The sequence below is a fragment of the Nocardioides sp. genome, assembly GCF_030150155.1.
Lineage (GTDB): Bacteria > Actinomycetota > Actinomycetes > Propionibacteriales > Nocardioidaceae > Nocardioides.
Window position 1 is genome coordinate 82,587 of the sequence record NZ_JASLGR010000027.1, and the last position, 16,157, is coordinate 98,743.

At 70.4% G+C, this 16,157-nt stretch carries 18 protein-coding genes and 1 pseudogene; 17 read left to right on the forward strand and 2 right to left on the reverse strand.

Going from position 1 to position 16,157, the window contains the following annotated elements; genetic code table 11:
* Positions 1–21: 21 nt before the first annotated feature.
* The 7 genes from Q1V88_RS07795 (at position 22) to Q1V88_RS07825 (ending at position 7,380) form a co-directional block, all read left to right on the forward strand.
* The gene (locus Q1V88_RS07795; RefSeq protein WP_300680170.1) at positions 22–1,281 is read left to right on the forward strand and encodes an ammonium transporter; all 1,260 of its coding nucleotides are present in this window, start codon (positions 22–24) and stop codon (positions 1,279–1,281) included.
* Complete coding sequence (locus Q1V88_RS07800) at positions 1,278–1,616, forward strand: P-II family nitrogen regulator (protein ID WP_300680174.1); 339 nt, start codon at positions 1,278–1,280, stop codon at positions 1,614–1,616. The genes Q1V88_RS07795 and Q1V88_RS07800 overlap by 4 nt, the downstream gene beginning before the upstream one ends.
* A gap of 24 nt (positions 1,617–1,640) precedes the next feature.
* The gene (locus Q1V88_RS07805) at positions 1,641–1,979 is read left to right on the forward strand and encodes a P-II family nitrogen regulator (protein ID WP_300680177.1); all 339 of its coding nucleotides are present in this window, start codon (positions 1,641–1,643) and stop codon (positions 1,977–1,979) included.
* Positions 1,980–2,006: 27 nt separating this feature from the next.
* Positions 2,007–4,262, forward strand: coding sequence for a [protein-PII] uridylyltransferase (locus tag Q1V88_RS07810; RefSeq protein ID WP_300680178.1), 2,256 nt, complete (start codon positions 2,007–2,009; stop codon positions 4,260–4,262).
* A 40-nt stretch (positions 4,263–4,302) separates the two neighbouring features.
* The gene (gene ffh / locus Q1V88_RS07815) at positions 4,303–5,865 is read left to right on the forward strand and encodes a signal recognition particle protein (protein ID WP_300680181.1); all 1,563 of its coding nucleotides are present in this window, start codon (positions 4,303–4,305) and stop codon (positions 5,863–5,865) included.
* A 5-nt stretch (positions 5,866–5,870) separates the two neighbouring features.
* Positions 5,871–6,239 carry a hypothetical protein gene (locus tag Q1V88_RS07820; protein WP_300680184.1) on the forward strand — a complete coding sequence of 123 codons (369 nt, stop codon included), beginning with the start codon at positions 5,871–5,873 and terminating at the stop codon, positions 6,237–6,239.
* A gap of 64 nt (positions 6,240–6,303) precedes the next feature.
* Positions 6,304–7,380 (forward strand): amidohydrolase family protein, encoded by a 1,077-nt coding sequence (locus Q1V88_RS07825; RefSeq protein WP_300680187.1) that lies wholly within the window; start codon positions 6,304–6,306, stop codon positions 7,378–7,380.
* A gap of 42 nt (positions 7,381–7,422) precedes the next feature.
* Here the strand turns inward: Q1V88_RS07825 and Q1V88_RS07830 are convergent, their stop codons facing one another.
* A complete protein-coding gene (locus tag Q1V88_RS07830; RefSeq protein ID WP_300680190.1) occupies positions 7,423–8,271 on the reverse strand; it encodes a VanW family protein in 849 nt (282 codons plus the stop codon).
* A gap of 177 nt (positions 8,272–8,448) precedes the next feature.
* Between Q1V88_RS07830 and rpsP the strand changes: the two genes are divergently transcribed.
* From rpsP to Q1V88_RS07860, 6 genes and pseudogenes are all read left to right on the forward strand, one after another.
* Positions 8,449–8,910, forward strand: a complete 462-nt coding sequence (gene rpsP / locus Q1V88_RS07835; protein ID WP_300680193.1) for a 30S ribosomal protein S16 — start codon at positions 8,449–8,451, stop codon at positions 8,908–8,910.
* A complete protein-coding gene (locus Q1V88_RS07840) occupies positions 8,910–9,152 on the forward strand; it encodes an RNA-binding protein (protein ID WP_300680195.1) in 243 nt (80 codons plus the stop codon). The genes rpsP and Q1V88_RS07840 overlap by 1 nt, the downstream gene beginning before the upstream one ends.
* A 71-nt stretch (positions 9,153–9,223) precedes the next feature.
* Positions 9,224–9,841 carry a ribosome maturation factor RimM gene (gene rimM, locus Q1V88_RS07845; RefSeq protein WP_300680197.1) on the forward strand — a complete coding sequence of 206 codons (618 nt, stop codon included), beginning with the start codon at positions 9,224–9,226 and terminating at the stop codon, positions 9,839–9,841.
* Positions 9,838–10,509: pseudogene (trmD, locus tag Q1V88_RS07850) on the forward strand (tRNA (guanosine(37)-N1)-methyltransferase TrmD); the annotation flags it as partial. The gene rimM and the pseudogene trmD, both read left to right, overlap by 4 nt.
* 72 nt (positions 10,510–10,581) lie before the next feature.
* A complete protein-coding gene (locus Q1V88_RS07855) occupies positions 10,582–11,013 on the forward strand; it encodes a GNAT family N-acetyltransferase (RefSeq protein ID WP_366914066.1) in 432 nt (143 codons plus the stop codon).
* A gap of 133 nt (positions 11,014–11,146) precedes the next feature.
* Positions 11,147–12,397 carry an ammonium transporter gene (locus tag Q1V88_RS07860; protein ID WP_300680200.1) on the forward strand — a complete coding sequence of 417 codons (1,251 nt, stop codon included), beginning with the start codon at positions 11,147–11,149 and terminating at the stop codon, positions 12,395–12,397.
* A 108-nt stretch (positions 12,398–12,505) separates the two neighbouring features.
* On the opposite strand, the gene Q1V88_RS07865 is transcribed toward Q1V88_RS07860, so the two are convergent.
* The gene (locus Q1V88_RS07865; protein ID WP_300680203.1) at positions 12,506–13,735 is read right to left on the reverse strand and encodes a Fic family protein; all 1,230 of its coding nucleotides are present in this window, start codon (positions 13,733–13,735) and stop codon (positions 12,506–12,508) included.
* A gap of 142 nt (positions 13,736–13,877) precedes the next feature.
* Between Q1V88_RS07865 and rplS the strand changes: the two genes are divergently transcribed.
* Genes rplS through Q1V88_RS07885 form a run of 4 tightly spaced genes read left to right on the forward strand, consistent with a single transcriptional unit; the run spans position 13,878 to position 16,063 of the window.
* Positions 13,878–14,228 carry a 50S ribosomal protein L19 gene (rplS, locus tag Q1V88_RS07870; RefSeq protein ID WP_300680204.1) on the forward strand — a complete coding sequence of 117 codons (351 nt, stop codon included), beginning with the start codon at positions 13,878–13,880 and terminating at the stop codon, positions 14,226–14,228.
* A 24-nt stretch (positions 14,229–14,252) separates the two neighbouring features.
* Positions 14,253–15,038, forward strand: coding sequence for a signal peptidase I (gene lepB / locus Q1V88_RS07875; protein WP_300680206.1), 786 nt, complete (start codon positions 14,253–14,255; stop codon positions 15,036–15,038).
* Between the two features lie 18 nt (positions 15,039–15,056).
* Positions 15,057–15,764: a ribonuclease HII gene (locus Q1V88_RS07880; protein WP_300680208.1), complete on the forward strand. Its 708-nt coding sequence runs from the start codon at positions 15,057–15,059 to the stop codon at positions 15,762–15,764.
* Positions 15,761–16,063: a DUF2469 domain-containing protein gene (locus Q1V88_RS07885; protein ID WP_300680210.1), complete on the forward strand. Its 303-nt coding sequence runs from the start codon at positions 15,761–15,763 to the stop codon at positions 16,061–16,063. Before Q1V88_RS07880 ends, Q1V88_RS07885 begins: the two co-directional genes overlap by 4 nt.
* Positions 16,064–16,157: the final 94 nt, after the last annotated feature.

Sequence of the window (16,157 nt, forward strand, 5' to 3'; positions counted from 1 at the left end):
TTCTTTCACCTGGGAGGTTCCGTGGACGGCTATTACGCCTGGATGATCATGGCGACGGCTCTCGTCCTCATGATGACGACGCCTGCGCTGGCACTCTTCTACGGCGGGATGACCCGCTCGAAGTCGGTGCTCAACATGATGATGATGTCCTACCTGTCGATGGGCGTCATCGGGCTCGTCTACGTGCTGTGGGGCTGGTCGGAGTCCTTCGGCACCGGCGGCACCAGCTTCTTCGCCAACCCGTTCAGCCTGTTCGGTCTGGACGGCGTCACCTCCGAGGGTGGCGGCTACATCGCGGTCGCCTTCCAGCTCACCTTCGCGGTGATCACGGCAGCGCTGATCAGCGGTGCGGTGGCCGACCGGGTGAAGATCTCCTCCTGGGTGGTCTTCATCGTGGCCTGGGTGACGCTGTGCTACTTCCCGATGGCGCACATGGTGTGGGGCGGCGGGTTCATCAACCAGCACTGGGCGCCGCAGGACTACGCCGGCGGCACGGTCGTCCACATCAACGCCGGTGTGGCCGGCGGCATCCTGGCCCTGATCGTGGGGCGCCGGATCGGCTTCAAGCGTGAGGCGATGAAGCCGCACAGCCTGCCGCTGACGATGATCGGCGCCGGTCTGCTCTGGTTCGGCTGGTACGGCTTCAACGTCGGCTCGATCGTCTTCCCGGCCGGCGCCAGTGAGGCCGACAAGGTCAAGCAGTTCATCTCCGAGACCGGCTTCACCTTCCTCACCACCACCGTCGCCACCTGCGCCGCGATGCTCGCCTGGCTGATCGTCGAGCGCCTGATCCACGGCAAGGCCACCTCGCTGGGTGCTGCCTCGGGCATCGTCGCCGGCCTGGTCGCGATCACCCCGGCCACCGGTGCGGTGCAGCCCGTCGGCGCGATCGCGATCGGTGCGATCGCCGGTGCCGTCTGCGCCTGGGCGGTGAGCCTGAAGTACAGGTTCAACCTCGACGACTCCCTCGACGTGGTCGGCGTCCACCTCGTCGGCGGTGTGCTCGGCACCCTGCTGATCGGCCTCTTCTCCAGCGCCAAGGCTCCGGGGGGCATCAACGGTCTCTTCTACGGTGGCGGCCTCGGCTCCCTCGGCGACCAGTTCATGGGCGTCCTGATCGCCGTCGTGTGGACCGGTGTGATCACCACGCTGCTCGCCCTGGCGATCAAGTACACGATGGGGTGGCGGGTCAGCGAGGAGGCCGAGGTCGAGGGCATCGACTCCGACCAGCACGGTGAGACCGCCTACGACATCGCCGGCGGCTCGGGCGTGCTGTCGTGAGGCTCGTGACCGCGGTGATCAAGCCGCACAAGTGGGAGGACGTCCGCGAGGCACTGGAGGCCTTCGGCGTCACCGGGATGACGGTGAGCGAGGTCAGCGGCTACGGCCGCCAGAAGGGCCACACCGAGGTCTACCGCGGCGCGGAGTACGACATCGCCCTGGTGCCTAAGATCCGTATCGAGATCGTCATCGAGGACGCTGACGCCGACGAGGTGGTCCGATCGATCATCGCGACGGCGCAGACGGGCCGGATCGGTGATGGCAAGGTGTGGGTCAGTCCCATCGAGGCGGTGTTCCGGGTCCGAACCGGTGACCGTGACGCAGCCGCTCTGTAATCAGCCCTGAAGAGGAGACACCTCATGAAGCTCGTGACCGCGGTGATCAAGCCGCACAAGTGGGAGGACGTCCGCGTCGCTCTCGAGGCCGTCGGTGTCACCGGGATGACGGTGAGCGAGGTCAGCGGCTACGGCCGGCAGAAGGGCCACACCGAGGTCTACCGCGGTGCCGAGTACGACGTCGCCCTCGTGCCCAAGATCCGGATCGAGATCGTCGTACCCGACCCCGACGTCGACCCTGTGGTCCAGGCCATCCTGGGCAGCGCCCACACCGGCCGGATCGGTGACGGCAAGGTCTGGGTGGCGCCGATCGAGTCGGTGGTCCGGGTGCGGACCGGCGACCAGGACGCCGCGGCGATCTGACCTGCTGACCCGGGGGAGGGCACCAGCGTGAGTGCGGCAGGACGTGCCGAGCGGACGGCGGCGGCCGACGCCCTGTGCGAGGACGCCTTCGCCCAGGCGGCCGGTGTCAACACCGCCACCCCCGGAGTGGCGCTCGTCGCGGTCGGAGGCTTCGGCCGCGGCGAGCTGGCCCCGTTCTCCGACCTCGACGTGGTGCTGGTGCACGACGAGGGCGTCGACCTGGGCGAGGTCCCGACCAAGCTCTGGTATCCGCTGTGGGACTCCGGGGTGAAGCTCGACCACTCGGTCCGGTCGGTGACCGAGATGGTCGAGGCAGCCACCGCCGACGTCCGGGTGGCGCTCGGCCTGCTCGACGTACGCCACTTGGCCGGGGACGCCGGCCTGTCGCTGCGGCTGCGTGGTGAGATGCTGGCGCACTGGCGCCGGCAGGCTCGGTCGCGGCTGCCCGAGCTGCGCCGGATCACGGTGCAGCGCCATGAGCTGATGGGCGAGCTCGCCCACGCCTCGGTGCCCGACCTCAAGGAGGCCGCCGGGGGACTGCGCGACGCCACCATCCTCAAGGCGATCGTGGCGACCTGGCTGGTCGACGTGCCGCACACCGACCTGGAGCCGCGCCGCCAGGACCTGCTCGACGTCCGCGACCACCTGCACGACCTGACCGGCCGGGCGGGGGACCGGATCACCCCCGAGCTCTGGGCGCCGCTGGCCGAGCGGCTCGCTCTGCCCGATGAGCGTGCCGCCCAGGCCTACGTACGCCGTCTCGGCCGGCGCCTCACCCATCTGTCCCGCCTCACCTGGCGCCGGGTCGACGCCGTCCTGTCCCGGCCCCGGGCGAGCGCGCCGCGCCGGCCCGAGCTGCGCCGGCTGGAGGCGGGGGTGGCGCTCTCGGGCGGCGAGATCGTGCTGGAGAAGGGGGCCGACCCGGCCACCGACCCGCTGCTCTTCCTGCGGGCGGCGGCCCTGGCCGCCGAGAACGACGTCGTGCTCGCTCCGCCGACGGCGGCCCGGCTCGCGGCCACCAGCGCCCCGCTGCCCACCCCGTGGCCGGCCGAGGCCCGCCAGCTCCTGGTCCGGCTGCTCGCTGCGGGCAAGGGGCTGCTGGCGGTCTGGGAGACCCTCGATGAGACCGGGGCTGTGGACCAGCTGCTGCCGGAGTGGGAGCGGATCCGGCTCCTGCCGCACGCCTCGGTGATCCACCGCTTCACCGTCGACCGGCACGTCGTGGAGACCTGCGTCGAGGCCGGCGCCCTGATCCGCACCGTGGCCCGGCCCGACGTGCTGATGGTGGCGGCGCTGCTGCATGACATCGGCAAGGGTGGTCTGGTCGAGCACAGCGTCGCCGGTGCTCCGCTGGCCCGGGCGATCGCCCAGCGGCTCGGCTTCGACGACGAGGCCGTCGACCTGATCGAGACCCTGGTCCGCTGGCATCTGCTGCTCTCCACCACGGCGACCACTCGCGACCCCGACGACCCGGCCACGGTCGCGGCGATCACCACCCAGATCCGCACTCCCGAGGCGCTCGACCTGCTGGTCGCCCTGACCGAGGCCGACGCCCGCGCCACCAGCCCGAAGGCGTGGTCCTCGTGGCGGGCCGCCCTGATCCTGGACCTGGCCCGGCGTGCCCGTGCCGCCCTGGCCGGCGGCCCGGCGGGGGACCGGCTGGCCGGCGAGGAGGTCGCCATCCCGAAGGCGCTGGGCAAGGCCGTCCGGGGGCGCGGCGGAGCGGGCAGTGCGATCTCGATGGAGATCGAGCGTGCCGGTGACGGCGAACGGCTCACCGTGATCGCCCCGGACCGGGTCGGTCTGCTCGCCGACGTCGCCGCAACCCTGGCCACCGGCCGGATCCGGGTCCGCGCGGCCCGGGTCTGGGACCAGCCGCCGTACGGCGTCTCGGTGTGGGACCTCGCCGAGGAGGGGGTCGACGCCGCGGTGCTCCGGACCCGCTACGAGGCGATCCGGGAGGGCCGGGTCGATCCCGTCGGCCGGCTGCGGCCCGCCGGCCCCGCCCAGCTCGCTCCGTCGGTCGCCGTACGACCGGAGGCGAGTCAGGAGTCGACGGTGATCGAGGTCAGGGCGACCGACCGTCCCGGCATCGTCTACCTGGTCTGCGCGGCGCTCGCGCGACTGGAGATGACGGTCCGTTCGGCCCACGTCGACACCCTCGGCCCGCAGGCGGTCGACGTCTTCTACGTCCGAGAATCCCATGCCGGAGCGCTCACCGACACCCGGGCGGCCGAGGCTGCTCATGCCGTCCGTGCAGCACTCCAGGGCGATGCCCCGTAGGCTTGGGTGTTGACCCGCCACGCCTGACGAAAGACCACCTGTGTTCGCGACTCTCTCCGACCGGCTTGCCGACACCTTCAAGAACCTCCGGGGGAAGGGCCGGCTCTCCGAGGCCGACATCGACGCCACCGCGCGCGAGATCCGTATCGCGCTGCTCGAGGCCGACGTCGCGCTGCCGGTGGTCAAGGAGTTCGTGGCCGCGGTCAAGGAGCGTGCCCGCGGCGCCGAGGTGAGCCAGGCGCTCAACCCGGCCCAGCAGATCGTCAAGATCGTCAACGAGGAGCTCATCGAGATCCTCGGCGGCGAGACCCGCCGGATCCAGTTCGCCAAGTCCGGCTCCGGCCCGACCGTGATCATGCTCGCCGGTCTCCAGGGCGCCGGAAAGACCACGCTCGCGGCCAAGCTGGCGCTGTGGCTCAAGGAGCAGGGCAAGTCCCCGCTGCTGGTCGCCTGCGACCTGCAGCGCCCCAACGCGGTCAAGCAGCTCCAGGTCAACGGCGAGAAGGTCGGCGTCCCGGTCTTCGCCCCCGAGCCGGGCAACGGCGTCGGCAACCCGGTCCAGGTCGCCCAGTCCTCCCTCGAGGAGGCCAAGCGCCGCCTGTTCGACGTGGTGATCGTCGACACCGCCGGTCGCCTCGGCATCGATGCCGAGCTGATGGCTCAGGCCGCCGACATCCGTGACGCGGTCCAGCCCGACGAGGTCCTCTTCGTCGTCGACGCGATGATCGGGCAGGACGCGGTCAACACCGCGCAGGCCTTCCTCGACGGCGTCGGCTACGACGGCGTCGTGCTGACCAAGCTCGACGGCGACGCCCGTGGTGGCGCGGCGCTGTCGATCGTGAAGCAGACCGGCAAGCCGATCATGTTCGCCTCCTCGGGCGAGAAGATGACCGACTTCGACGTCTTCCACCCCGACCGGATGGCCGGCCGGATCCTCGACATGGGCGACATGCTCACCCTGATCGAGCAGGCCGAGAAGGCGTTCGACGCCGACGAGGCCCAGAAGGCCGCCGAGAAGCTCGGCGCCGGTGAGTTCACTCTCGACGACTTCCTCGTCCAGATGCAGCAGATCCGCAAGCTCGGCTCGATGTCGAAGCTGATGGGGATGCTGCCCGGGATGGGCCAGTTCAAGGAGCAGCTGGCCAACTTCGACGAGCGCGAGATCGACCGGATCCAGGCGATCATCCAGTCCATGACCCCGGCCGAGCGGGCCAACCCGAAGCTGCTCGACGGCTCCCGGCGCACCCGTATCGCCCGCGGTTCGGGTCGCTCCGTCTCCGACATCAACGGTCTGGTGGAGCGCTTCACCGAGGCCTCGCGGATGATGAAGCAGCTCGCCTCGGGCGGTGGCATGCCGGGCATGCCCGGTGCCCCCGGGATGGGCTTCGGCAAGCGTGCCGGCGCCAAGAAGGCAGCCCAGGTCAAGAAGGGCAAGGGTGCCCGCAAGTCCGGCAACCCGGCCAAGGCCGCCCAGGAGAAGAAGGCTGCTCCGGCTCCCGCCGCTGCCAACCCGTTCGGCACACCGGGCGGCACCGAGATCGACTACGAGGCAGCCGCGGCCAACCTCAACCTGCCCGCGGACTTCGCCAAGTTCCTGAAGTAGGCACGATGCCCTCCGTCCTGGTCGTCGACGCCGCCAACGTGGTGGGCGCGACGCCGAACGGGTGGTGGAACGACCGTGCCGGGGCGGCGGCGAGGCTGTACGACGCGATCTGCGCCGCCGACCTGGCCGAGGACACCATCGTGCTCGTCCTCGAGGGCGGGGCGAAGGCCGGCGTGCCTGTCACCCGCACCCCCGGGATGCGGGTGGTGCACGCCCCCAAGGACGGCGACTCGATGATCCTCACCCAGGCGCGTGCCGCCCACGGGCGCGGGGATCGGGTCGTGGTGGTGACCTCGGACCGGGCCCTGGCGGCCAACGTGTCGGCGTACGGGGACGTGCGGCCCTCGACCTGGCTGGTCGCCCGGCTGGGATGACCGCTGGTGAGAGCCCCGCTACCCGTGCGCACGGCGGAGTTCCACCAGCAGTTAGGTTCTCAGGGTGCGTGCACTGAAGTTCCACGGTCCCGTCCTTCCCGGTGGCGACGTCCGCGACCTGTACGTCGTCGACGGCCGGATCACCTACGAGCTGCAGGCCGGTGCCGAGGTCGTGGCGCGGGGCTGGATCGTGCCGGGCCTGGTGGACGCGCACTGCCACATCGGACTGGGCCCGAGCGGCGAGATCAGCCGCGAGGAGACCGAGGCCCAGGCGATCGCCGACCGCGACGGCGGCACCCTGCTGGTCCGCGACGCCGGAGCGGCCAGCGACACCCGCTGGGTCCAGGACCGTGACGACCTGCCGCGCCTGATCCGGGCCGCGCGCCACATCGGCAGGACGGCGCGCTACCTGCGCGGCTACGCCGATGAGGTCGAGCCCGTCGACCTGGTCGCGGCGGTCCGGGAGCAGGCGGCCCGCTCCGACGGCTGGGTGAAGCTGGTCGGGGACTGGATCGACCGCGGGGTCGGCGACCTCAAGCCGTCGTTCAGTGCCGCCGAGTTCGCTGCCGCGATCGCCGCCGCCCACGACGCCGGGGCGAAGGTGACGGCACACTGCTTCGGCGCTGAGGTGCTGCCGGGCCTGATCGAGGCCGGGATCGACTGCATCGAGCACGGCACCGGCCTGGGCCTCGACCTGGTCGAGCAGATGGCCGCCCGCGGCACCGCGCTGGTCCCCACGGTCGCCCAGATCGAGATCTTCCCCGACCTGGCGGCGGCGGCCGAGGCGAAGTTCCCCGCCTACGCCACCACCATGACCGACCTGTACGCCCGCCGCCGGGAGACGGTGATGAGCGCCTGGGAGGCCGGAGTCGCGCTGTACGCCGGCTCCGACGGTGCCGCCAACCGCGGGCACGGCACGCTGTGGTGCGAGATCGCGGCGCTGGCCGACCTGGGCCTACCGGCCGAGTACGTGCTCGGCGCGGCCAGCTGGCGGGCACGGGAGTGGCTCGGCTTCACCCCCGACCTGGCCGAGGGCAGCGAGGCCGACTTCGTGGTCTACGACCGCGACCCGCTCGCTGACCTGTCGGTGACGGCGGAGCGACCGGCGGCGATTGTCCTGCGCGGGGCCGTGATCGGCTGAGCCGACTCGACCGGCTGACTCGATCGGCAGCGGCGACCGGGCTCAGCCCGCAGGCTCGGCGACCAGGGCGGCGTCGACGGGGTACTTCACCCGCGCCCGGTTGACCTTGACCAGCTCGTCGGCGACCGGGGTCCCGGTGTGCCGGTCGACGAGGGTCCGCCAGATCTCGTTGGACCGCCAGATCTCGTCGTCCTCCCCGCGGGTGAACCGCTCGCCTTCGGCCCGCACGTGGTAGCTGACCGGCAGCTCGCCGGAGGCCCGCAGCTCGCCCTCGAGATGGCGTTCGCCGACGCCGGTGCGGAGCTGGAACGTGACGTCGGTGTCGTTGCGGACCACCAGGTCGACGTAGTTCCACACGATCGAGCAGCCCACGCCCCAGGGCAGCACCCTGCCGTTGTCGGGGAACGGGTCGAAGCTGTGCTCGGAGCGCTCCACCACGGTCAAGGGGGAGTGCAGCACCATCCAGTGGATCAGGTTGGCCAGCTGGCAGATCCCGCCGCCGACACCGGCGATCGCCTCGCCCTCGCTGAGCCGCATCCCGTCGACGTACCCCTTGCGACGGGTGCAGTTGCCGACCACCTTGTTGAAGGAGAACGTCTCGCCCGGACGGATCAGGAGGCCGTCGGTGTGGGCGCTCGCCAGGCGCAGGTTGGTGACCTTGTTGTGCTGCATCCACATCTCGGACTCGCCCAGCTCGCGCAGCAGCAGGGAGGCGTGCCGCTGGGTCCGGACCGGGAGCGGTGCGGCCTGCTGAGTTGCCCAGGTGACCCGGCCACTGGCAGTGTCACGGTGCCAGCGCCACAGCCGGCGCAGCTGGTGGGCGCGGATGGCCGCCGGCCGGATCGCGGGGAAGCGTCGTGACAGCGGGACCTGCGAGCCGAGACGGGACATACCAGGAGTCAACCACCGATTTCGGTGCCGCGGGCGGCTCTGGCAGACTTGGGGGCTGAGTCCTGTGTGTCGGCCCCTCTCACCGTCACCCAGCGCCCATCCGAGGATCGAAGCGCCGGTGTTCCCCACCAGTGCGCCGAGAGCCTCACCCACTGAAACGTAAAGGACACCACAGACGTGGCTACCAAGATTCGCCTCAAGCGCCTCGGCAAGATCCGGGTTCCCCAGTACCGCATCGTCGTCGTTGACTCCCGCGCCAAGCGCGACGGCAAGGTCATCGAGGAGATCGGCAAGTACCACCCCAAGGAGGACCCGTCCTTCATCGAGATCAAGGGCGAGCGTGCCGCCTACTGGCTCAGCGTCGGCGCTCAGCCGACCGAGGCGGTCGAGGTCCTGCTGAAGATCACCGGTGACTGGCAGAAGTTCAAGGGTCTCCCCGGCACCGAGGGCACCCTGAAGGTCGCCGCTCCGAAGGCCGACAAGCTGGACCTGTTCAACAAGGCCCTGGCCGAGGCTCACTCGCAGCCGTCGCTCGACGCCGTCACCGCGAAGTCGAAGAAGAAGGAGGCTCCGGCTGAGGAGGCTCCCGCTGCTGAGGCTCCGGCCGAGGCTGCCGACGACGCTGAGGCTCAGGCCTGATGCTCGCAGAGGCGCTTGAGCACCTCGTCCGCGGCGTGGTCGACCACCCCGACGACGTCACGGTGCGCGACAAGCAGCTTCGCCGCGGCTCGATCCTCGAGGTCCGGGTCCACCCCGACGACCTCGGCAAGGTCATCGGTCGCAGCGGCCGCACCGCCAGCGCCTTCCGCACCGTGGTCAACGCCCTCGCGGGCAAGAACGGTGCACGGATCGACTTCGTCGATGTGGACAAGCGCCACTGACGAGTCGTTCGAGCTCATGGACGCCCCTCTCCGATTGGAGAGGGGCGTTCGGCATTTGGGAGGATCGGTCCGTGAGCAGTGAGAAGAAGGCGGCCGACGGTTCGAACGACAGCATCGAGGTGCTGGTCGGCCGGATCGGCAAACCGCACGGCCTGCGCGGTCACGTCACCGTCGACGTCCGCACCGACGAGCCCGAGCGCCGCTTCGTGCCGGGCGCCCGGCTGCGTGCCGAGGCGCCGAAGGGCTCCGTGTTCGCGGCCCGCGCGCTCACCGTCGAGGGTGCCCGGACCCACCAGGGCATCCTGCACCTGCTCTTCGAGGAGATCCCCGGCCGCACCGAGGCCGAGGCCGCCCGGGGCGTGCTGCTCTATGCGACCCTCGCCGCCGACGAGCGGCCCGAGGACCCTGAGGAGTACTACGACCACCAGCTGGTCGGACTGGCCGCGTGGAGCACCGAGGGCGAGCACCTCGGTGAGGTCACCGGACTGGTCCACGGCGGCGCGCAGGACCTCCTCACCGTCCGCACCCTGGACCGGCGCACGGTGCTGATCCCGTTCGTCACCGCCCTCGTGCCGGTGGTCGACCTGACCGCGGGCCGGGTCGAGATCGCCGACCGCCCCGGACTGGTGCATCCGCTGCCCGACGACGCCGACGAGGCCGGCGAGGCTGGCGCAGGGGAGCAGGCGTGAGGCTCGACTACCTCACCATCTTCCCGGCCTACCTGGAGCCGCTGACCCTGAGCCTGCCGGGCAAGGCGATCGCCAACGGCCTGCTCGAGCTGCACGTGCACGACCTGCGCGAGTGGACCCACGACCGTCATCACAAGACCGACGACACGCCGTACGGCGGCGGCGCCGGGATGGTGATGAAGCCCGAGCCCTTCGGCGAGGCGTTCGAGGCACTGGGGGTGGACGCTGACACCACCGTCATCTTCACCACCCCCAGCGGCGAGCCGATGACCCAGGCGCTGGCCGACGACCTGGCCACCCGGAAGCGGCTGGTCTTCGCCTGCGGGCGCTACGAGGGGATCGACCAGCGCGTGCTGGACCACGCCCGCAGCATCGCCGAGGTCCGTGAGGTCTCCCTCGGCGACTACGTGCTCAACGGCGGCGAGGTCGCCGCCCTGGCGATCACCGAGGCAGTGGTCCGGCTGCTGCCCGGCTTCATGGGCAACGCCGAGTCCCTGGTCGAGGAGTCGCACGCCGACGGCCTGCTGGAGTACCCGGTCTACACCAAGCCGAAGGTCTGGAAGGACCGCGAGGTCCCGGCGGTGCTGCTCAGCGGCGACCACGGCAAGGTCGCCGCCTGGCGGCGCCAGCAGCAACTGGAGCGCACCGCCGCCCGCCGTCCCGACCTGCTCCATCCCAGCGCTGCCGACACCGCCTGGGAGATCACCGCCGCCGTCCCCGGCGACGCACCCGAGCTGCTGGTGCTGCAGCGGTGCTGCTGGACCCAGGAGGCGATCGAGGCCGACGACCTGCGGATCCCTGCGCTGCACGAGTCCCTCGACGACGTCCTTGCCGGTCTGGGTGCGTGGACGACGTACACGGTGCGTTCGGGCGGTCGGCTGGTCGGATCGGTCCGTGGCCGGCGTACGGGGGAGGCAGGCCAGACCTGGGAGATCGGTCGCCTGATGGTGGCGCCCGACCTTCAGGGGCGTGGTCTGGGCCGCGTGCTGCTGGACCACATCCAGGCCGTCGCTCCGGCCGACGTGACCGGCTACATCCTGATCACCGGAGTGCGCAGCCTGCGCAACCAGAGGATCTACAAGAAGGCCGGATTCCGCCTGGAGCCGCCGGTCGAGGGCGAGCCGATCGTGGCGATGTCGAAGCAGCGCCGCCGGCCGAGGTCGTCAAAGTAAATACAACGGGGCGTTCCGTTACGCCCCCGAAACACCTGGCAGACGTCGCTGTCACGAACTGTCGGAAGGGTTCGGACCAGTGCGGTGGACTCGGTCACCGCGGGCCCATCCCCGACACTCTGTGAGGAACCGAATGTCAGTCGACCTCTCGTGGCAGCTGATCTGCGCCGCACTCGTTCTCTTCATGACGCCAGGCCTGGCGTTCTTCTACGGCGGGCTGGTGAAGCAGAAGTCCGTCGTCTCGATGATGATGCTCAGCTTCGGCTCGCTGGCCGTCGTCACGATCCTGTACGTGCTCTACGGCGGTACCGGGATCGTCGGCAACGGCACCTCGGGCGGCAGCCAGTTCTTCGGCAACCCGTTCCAGGACTTCGCCATGCAGGACCTGGTCAAGACCGCCGGCAGTGGTGACGCCGGCAACCTCTTCGGCGGGCACGCCTTCCTGGTGGCCTTCTGCATCATCACCGTCGCGCTGGTCTCCGGCTCGGTCGCCGACCGCGCTCGGTTCTGGCCGTGGATGCTGTTCGCCGCGCTCTTCGCCACCCTGGTCGTCTTCCCGACCTTCCGCTGGATCTGGGGCGTCGACTCCGAGGGCACGTTCTACGGCTGGCTGGCCAACAACGTCTACGGCATGGGCGGAGCCCTCGACTGGGCCGGCGGCACCGTGATCCACCAGTCCGCCGGTGCCGCGGCGCTGGCACTCGCGCTGGTCCTGGGCAAGCGCAAGGTCGGCTTCTCCAAGGAGGAGGTCGCCGCCCACAACGTGCCGCTGGTGCTGATCGGCGCGGCCATCCTGTGGTTCGGTTGGTACGGCTTCAACACCGGCGTCTACGGCGCCGACGAGGGCCAGACCTCCCTGATCTTCCTCAACACGCTGCTCGCCCCGGCCGCCGCGCTGCTCGGCTGGATCGCGATCGAGACCTTCAAGACCGGCAAGGCCACCGCGGTCGGCGCGGCCTCGGGCATCGTCGCCGGTCTGGTCGCCATCACCCCGGCCTGCGCCTTCCTCACCCCGGTCTGGGCCCTGGTCCTCGGCCTGCTCGCCGGTGCGGTGTGCGCCTACGCCGTCGACCTGAAGTTCGCCCTCGGCTTCGACGACTCCCTCGACGTCGTCGGCATCCACCTCGTGGCCGGCTTCATCGGCTGCGTCTGGATCGGCTTCTTCGGCTCGGAGTCCCTGACCGGTGGCAGCCTCTTCTTCGGCGGCTCGGCCAAGCTGCTCGGCGCCCAGGTCTTCTCCTCGCTGACCGTGATCGTGTTCTCCTTCGTGGTCTCCTACGTCATCGGCATGGCGATCGAGAAGACGATCGGCTTCCGGGCCGAGGAGGCCGACGAGATCGCGGGCATCGACGTCCAGCACGAGGCCGGCTACGAGCTGGTCTGATCCCTGGTTCGATCTCCTCGCTCCACCCGCACCGCCCGTCCCGAACCAGCCGGGGCGGGCGGTGTCGTGCGTGCAGGGTCCGGGGCCGGCCGAGCACGCACCGAGTGCTCAGGCCCGGCTCTTGAGGCCGGCCGAGGCGCCCCGGATCCCGGCCCGCAGGTCGTCGAGCAGGCCCAGCACCTCGGGCGCGACCCAGACCGGCGTACGGCGGGTGCGGGGTGCTCGACGCAGGACGCCCGCCGTCGTTGCGACAGCGATCGCCGTCTCGACGTCGGCGGCAGGCAGGGCCAGCCGCTGCACGGCCAGGTCGACGTTGAGGATCGGCTCCTCGGCGGCCAGCGTCAGCAGCCGGAACACCGGTGTGCCCGGGCGCGGGTCGTCGGCACGGTGCTGCCAGCGCTCGCGCAGCGCGACCAGGGCGTCGGCGGCCGCGCGGGCCTGCCCGGTGGCCAGGCTGGTGCCGGAGGCGAGCATCGCGATCAGCGGGTGCGGGTCGCCGGTCCGGTAGTCGCCCAGTGCGGCGAAGTAGCGCTCCCGGTTGCTCACCAGGGCCGAGGCGATCGGCACGATCAGGTGCCGGGTGGCGCGCCGCCGGCGCAGTACGGCGTGCAGCAGCGCCCGACCGATCCGACCGTTGCCGTCGATGAACGGATGGATCGACTCGAACTGGGCATGGACCACCGCAGCCTGCGCCAGGATCGGCAGGTCGTCGCGCTGGGCGAACCGGACCAGGTCGTCGAGGTAGCCGGGGACCAGCTCGGGCGGTGGCGGCACGTACAGCGCGCCCCGAGGGGAGTAGTCCGAGCCGCCGACCCAGTTCTGCACGGTGCGCAGCCGCCCGGCTCGCTCACGTTCGTCGGGATCGCGGGCGAACAGCTCGCCGTGCGCCTCCACGATGGCCGCCACCGAGAGCGAGCGCTCCTGGTCGGCGCGCTCGATCAGGCGACTCATCGCGCGTGTGGCCGCCGCCATCGAGACCGCGGCCGAGGACGCCCCGGAGCCGAGTAGCGCCCGACCGTAGTCGGCCAGGCTGGCCTCGATGTTCTCGATCTTGGAGGAGTCGACGGCCTCGGTGCGCAGGTGGAGCGGGTTGAGGCCGGCCAGGGTGCGGCCGTGCACCAGGTCCAGGTTGCGCAGGTCGCCCAGGCTCGCGGTGGTCATCGCGGCGATCGGCCGGTCCAGGTCGAGGTCGAGATCGGCGATCCGTGGAGGCAGGCTGACCTGCACCTCCCGCACCCGTCGATCCACGCTCGGGCCGCGCACCGTGCGTTGGCGCCACGGCCGCACCGCGGTGGTGTGGGCGGGCCAGTGGAGGGTGGCGGGGGAGGGCGATGACACGATTACGAGGTCCTCTCGGTCCTGTGGCAGACTGATCCGCTGGCGCGGGACGCTTCTGCCACCGGGGAACTGTTCGACCCGCGCCACTGCATTCATGACACGAGATCCGCGGTTGACCGGTGCGCATTCGCGAGGAGAGAAAATGACCAACCTGCTTGCTGAGGTCGGCAACGCCGCCAAGCGTACCGACGTCCCGGAGTTCCGCGCCGGTGACACCATCAAGGTCCACGTGAAGGTCGTCGAAGGCAACCGCTCGCGTATCCAGGTCTTCCAGGGCGTCGTGATCCGCGTTCACGGCTCGGGCATCGGCCGCACCTTCACCGTCCGCAAGGTCTCCTTCAGCGTCGGTGTCGAGCGGACCTTCCCGCTGCACTCCCCGATCTTCGAGAAGATCGAGGTCGTCACCCGTGGTGACGTGCGTCGCGCCAAGCTCTACTACCTGCGCAACCTGCGCGGCAAGAAGGCGAAGATCAAGGAGCGCCGCGAGGCGTGATCCGCTGGCGACTAAGATCGCCGCGTGACTTTGGAAGACCGCGACTCCCCGTCCGACGAGAGGGAGTCGCGGTCTTCCGCATTTCGTCCCCGGCGTCGCCAGCTCAGCGCGCTCCAGGAGACCGGCGTCCTGCTGGTGATCGCACTGCTGCTCGCGATCGCTATCAAGGCGCTGCTGGTGCAGGCCTTCTACATCCCGAGCGAGTCGATGGAGCCGGGACTGATCAAGAACGACCGGATCCTGGTCGAGAAGCCGTCGTACTGGTTCGGCAAGAGCCCGCAGCGTGGTGACGTGGTGGTGTTCAAGGACCCGGGCGGCTGGCTCAGCGCCGAGGACGCCCCGCAGGCCAGCAACCCGATCACGCAGCTGCTCACCAAGGTCGGGCTCTACCCCTCAGGGGGCCACCTGGTGAAGCGGGTGATCGGTGTTCCCGGCGACGTGATCGAGTGCTGTGACGCTCGGGGCCGGATCAGTGTCAACGGGGTGTACCTCGACGAGTCGACGTACGCCCGCCCGGCCGACGAGTCGTGCGAGCAGAGCGGCGCGGGGACCTGCTACGGCCCGATGCCGCGCGTGGGCCACTGGAAGGCCGGTCCGGTTCCGGCCGGGATGCTCTTCGTGATGGGCGACAACCGCAACCACTCCGCAGACTCCTCCTACCACCTGTGCACCGAGGCGGAGACGGACTGCTCCGACCTGCCGTGGGTGCCGGAGTCCGACGTGGTCGGCAAGGTGATGGCAGTGGTGTGGCCGTTCAGCCGCGCGAAGTTCGAGCACCGTCCCGCTGACTTCGCCTCGATCGACAAGTGAGCGACAGGTGAGTCAGTCGTGAGTACGGCGCCCACGCTCCGGTTCGAGCGCACCCTGCTCCGCTCCGGCGTCGGCCTGCTCGCCGCCGCCGACGAGGTCGGTCGCGGGGCACTGTGCGGACCCGTCACGATCGGGATGGTGGTCGTCTCCGAGCGGACCCGGACCGCACCCCAGGGGGTGCGTGACTCCAAGCTGCTCAGCCCCGAGGCCCGGCTCCGGCTGGTGCCCCGGGTGCAGCGCTGGGCCGAGGCCTGGGCGGTCGGCCATGCCAGCCCGGCCGAGATCGACGAGTTCGGCATCACCGCGGCACTGCGCCTGGCCGGTCATCGGGCGCTGGAGGGCCTGGGGACCGCCGTCGACCACGTCCTGCTGGACGGCAACCACGACTACCTCTCGCCGCCCGCCCAGGTCGGCCTCTTCGGCGATCCGACCTGCCTGGTCGACGTACCGCCGGTGACCACTCGGATCAAGGCCGACATGACCTGCGCCGCCGTCGCGGCGGCCAGCATCCTGGCCAAGACCACCCGCGACGCCCTGATGCTGGAGCTGGATCCGGCCTTCGCCGAGTACGGCTGGGCCGAGAACAAGGGCTACGCCGCCCCCGACCACATCGCGGCGCTGACCCGGCTCGGGCCGACGCCGCACCACCGGGTTTCGTGGAAGCTGCCCGGCTGCGAGGAGGCGGTCCCCGCGGGATTGGCCCGAACGCTAGAGTCACCCTCGTGAGTGCAGAAGACCTCGAGAAGTACGAGACCGAGATGGAGCTGACGCTCTATCGCGAGTACCGCGACGTCGTCGGCATCTTCAAGTACGTCGTCGAGACCGATCGACGGTTCTACCTGTGCAACGCGGTCGACGTGAAGGCTCGCACCGAGGGCGAGGTCTTCTTCGAGATCTCGATGAGCGACTGCTGGGTGTGGGACATGTACCGCCCCGCTCGGTTCGCCAAGAACGTCAAGGTGCTCACCTTCAAGGACGTCAACGTCGAGGAGCTCCAGCCGGCGGAGATCGACCCGCCCAAGTAGTGCCGGTGCATGATTGGCGTTACCGAATCGTGTACTCGGTAACGTTTTCCCCCTACGCTTCGGGTGACATCACACTCTGGGGGGAGCTACGTCA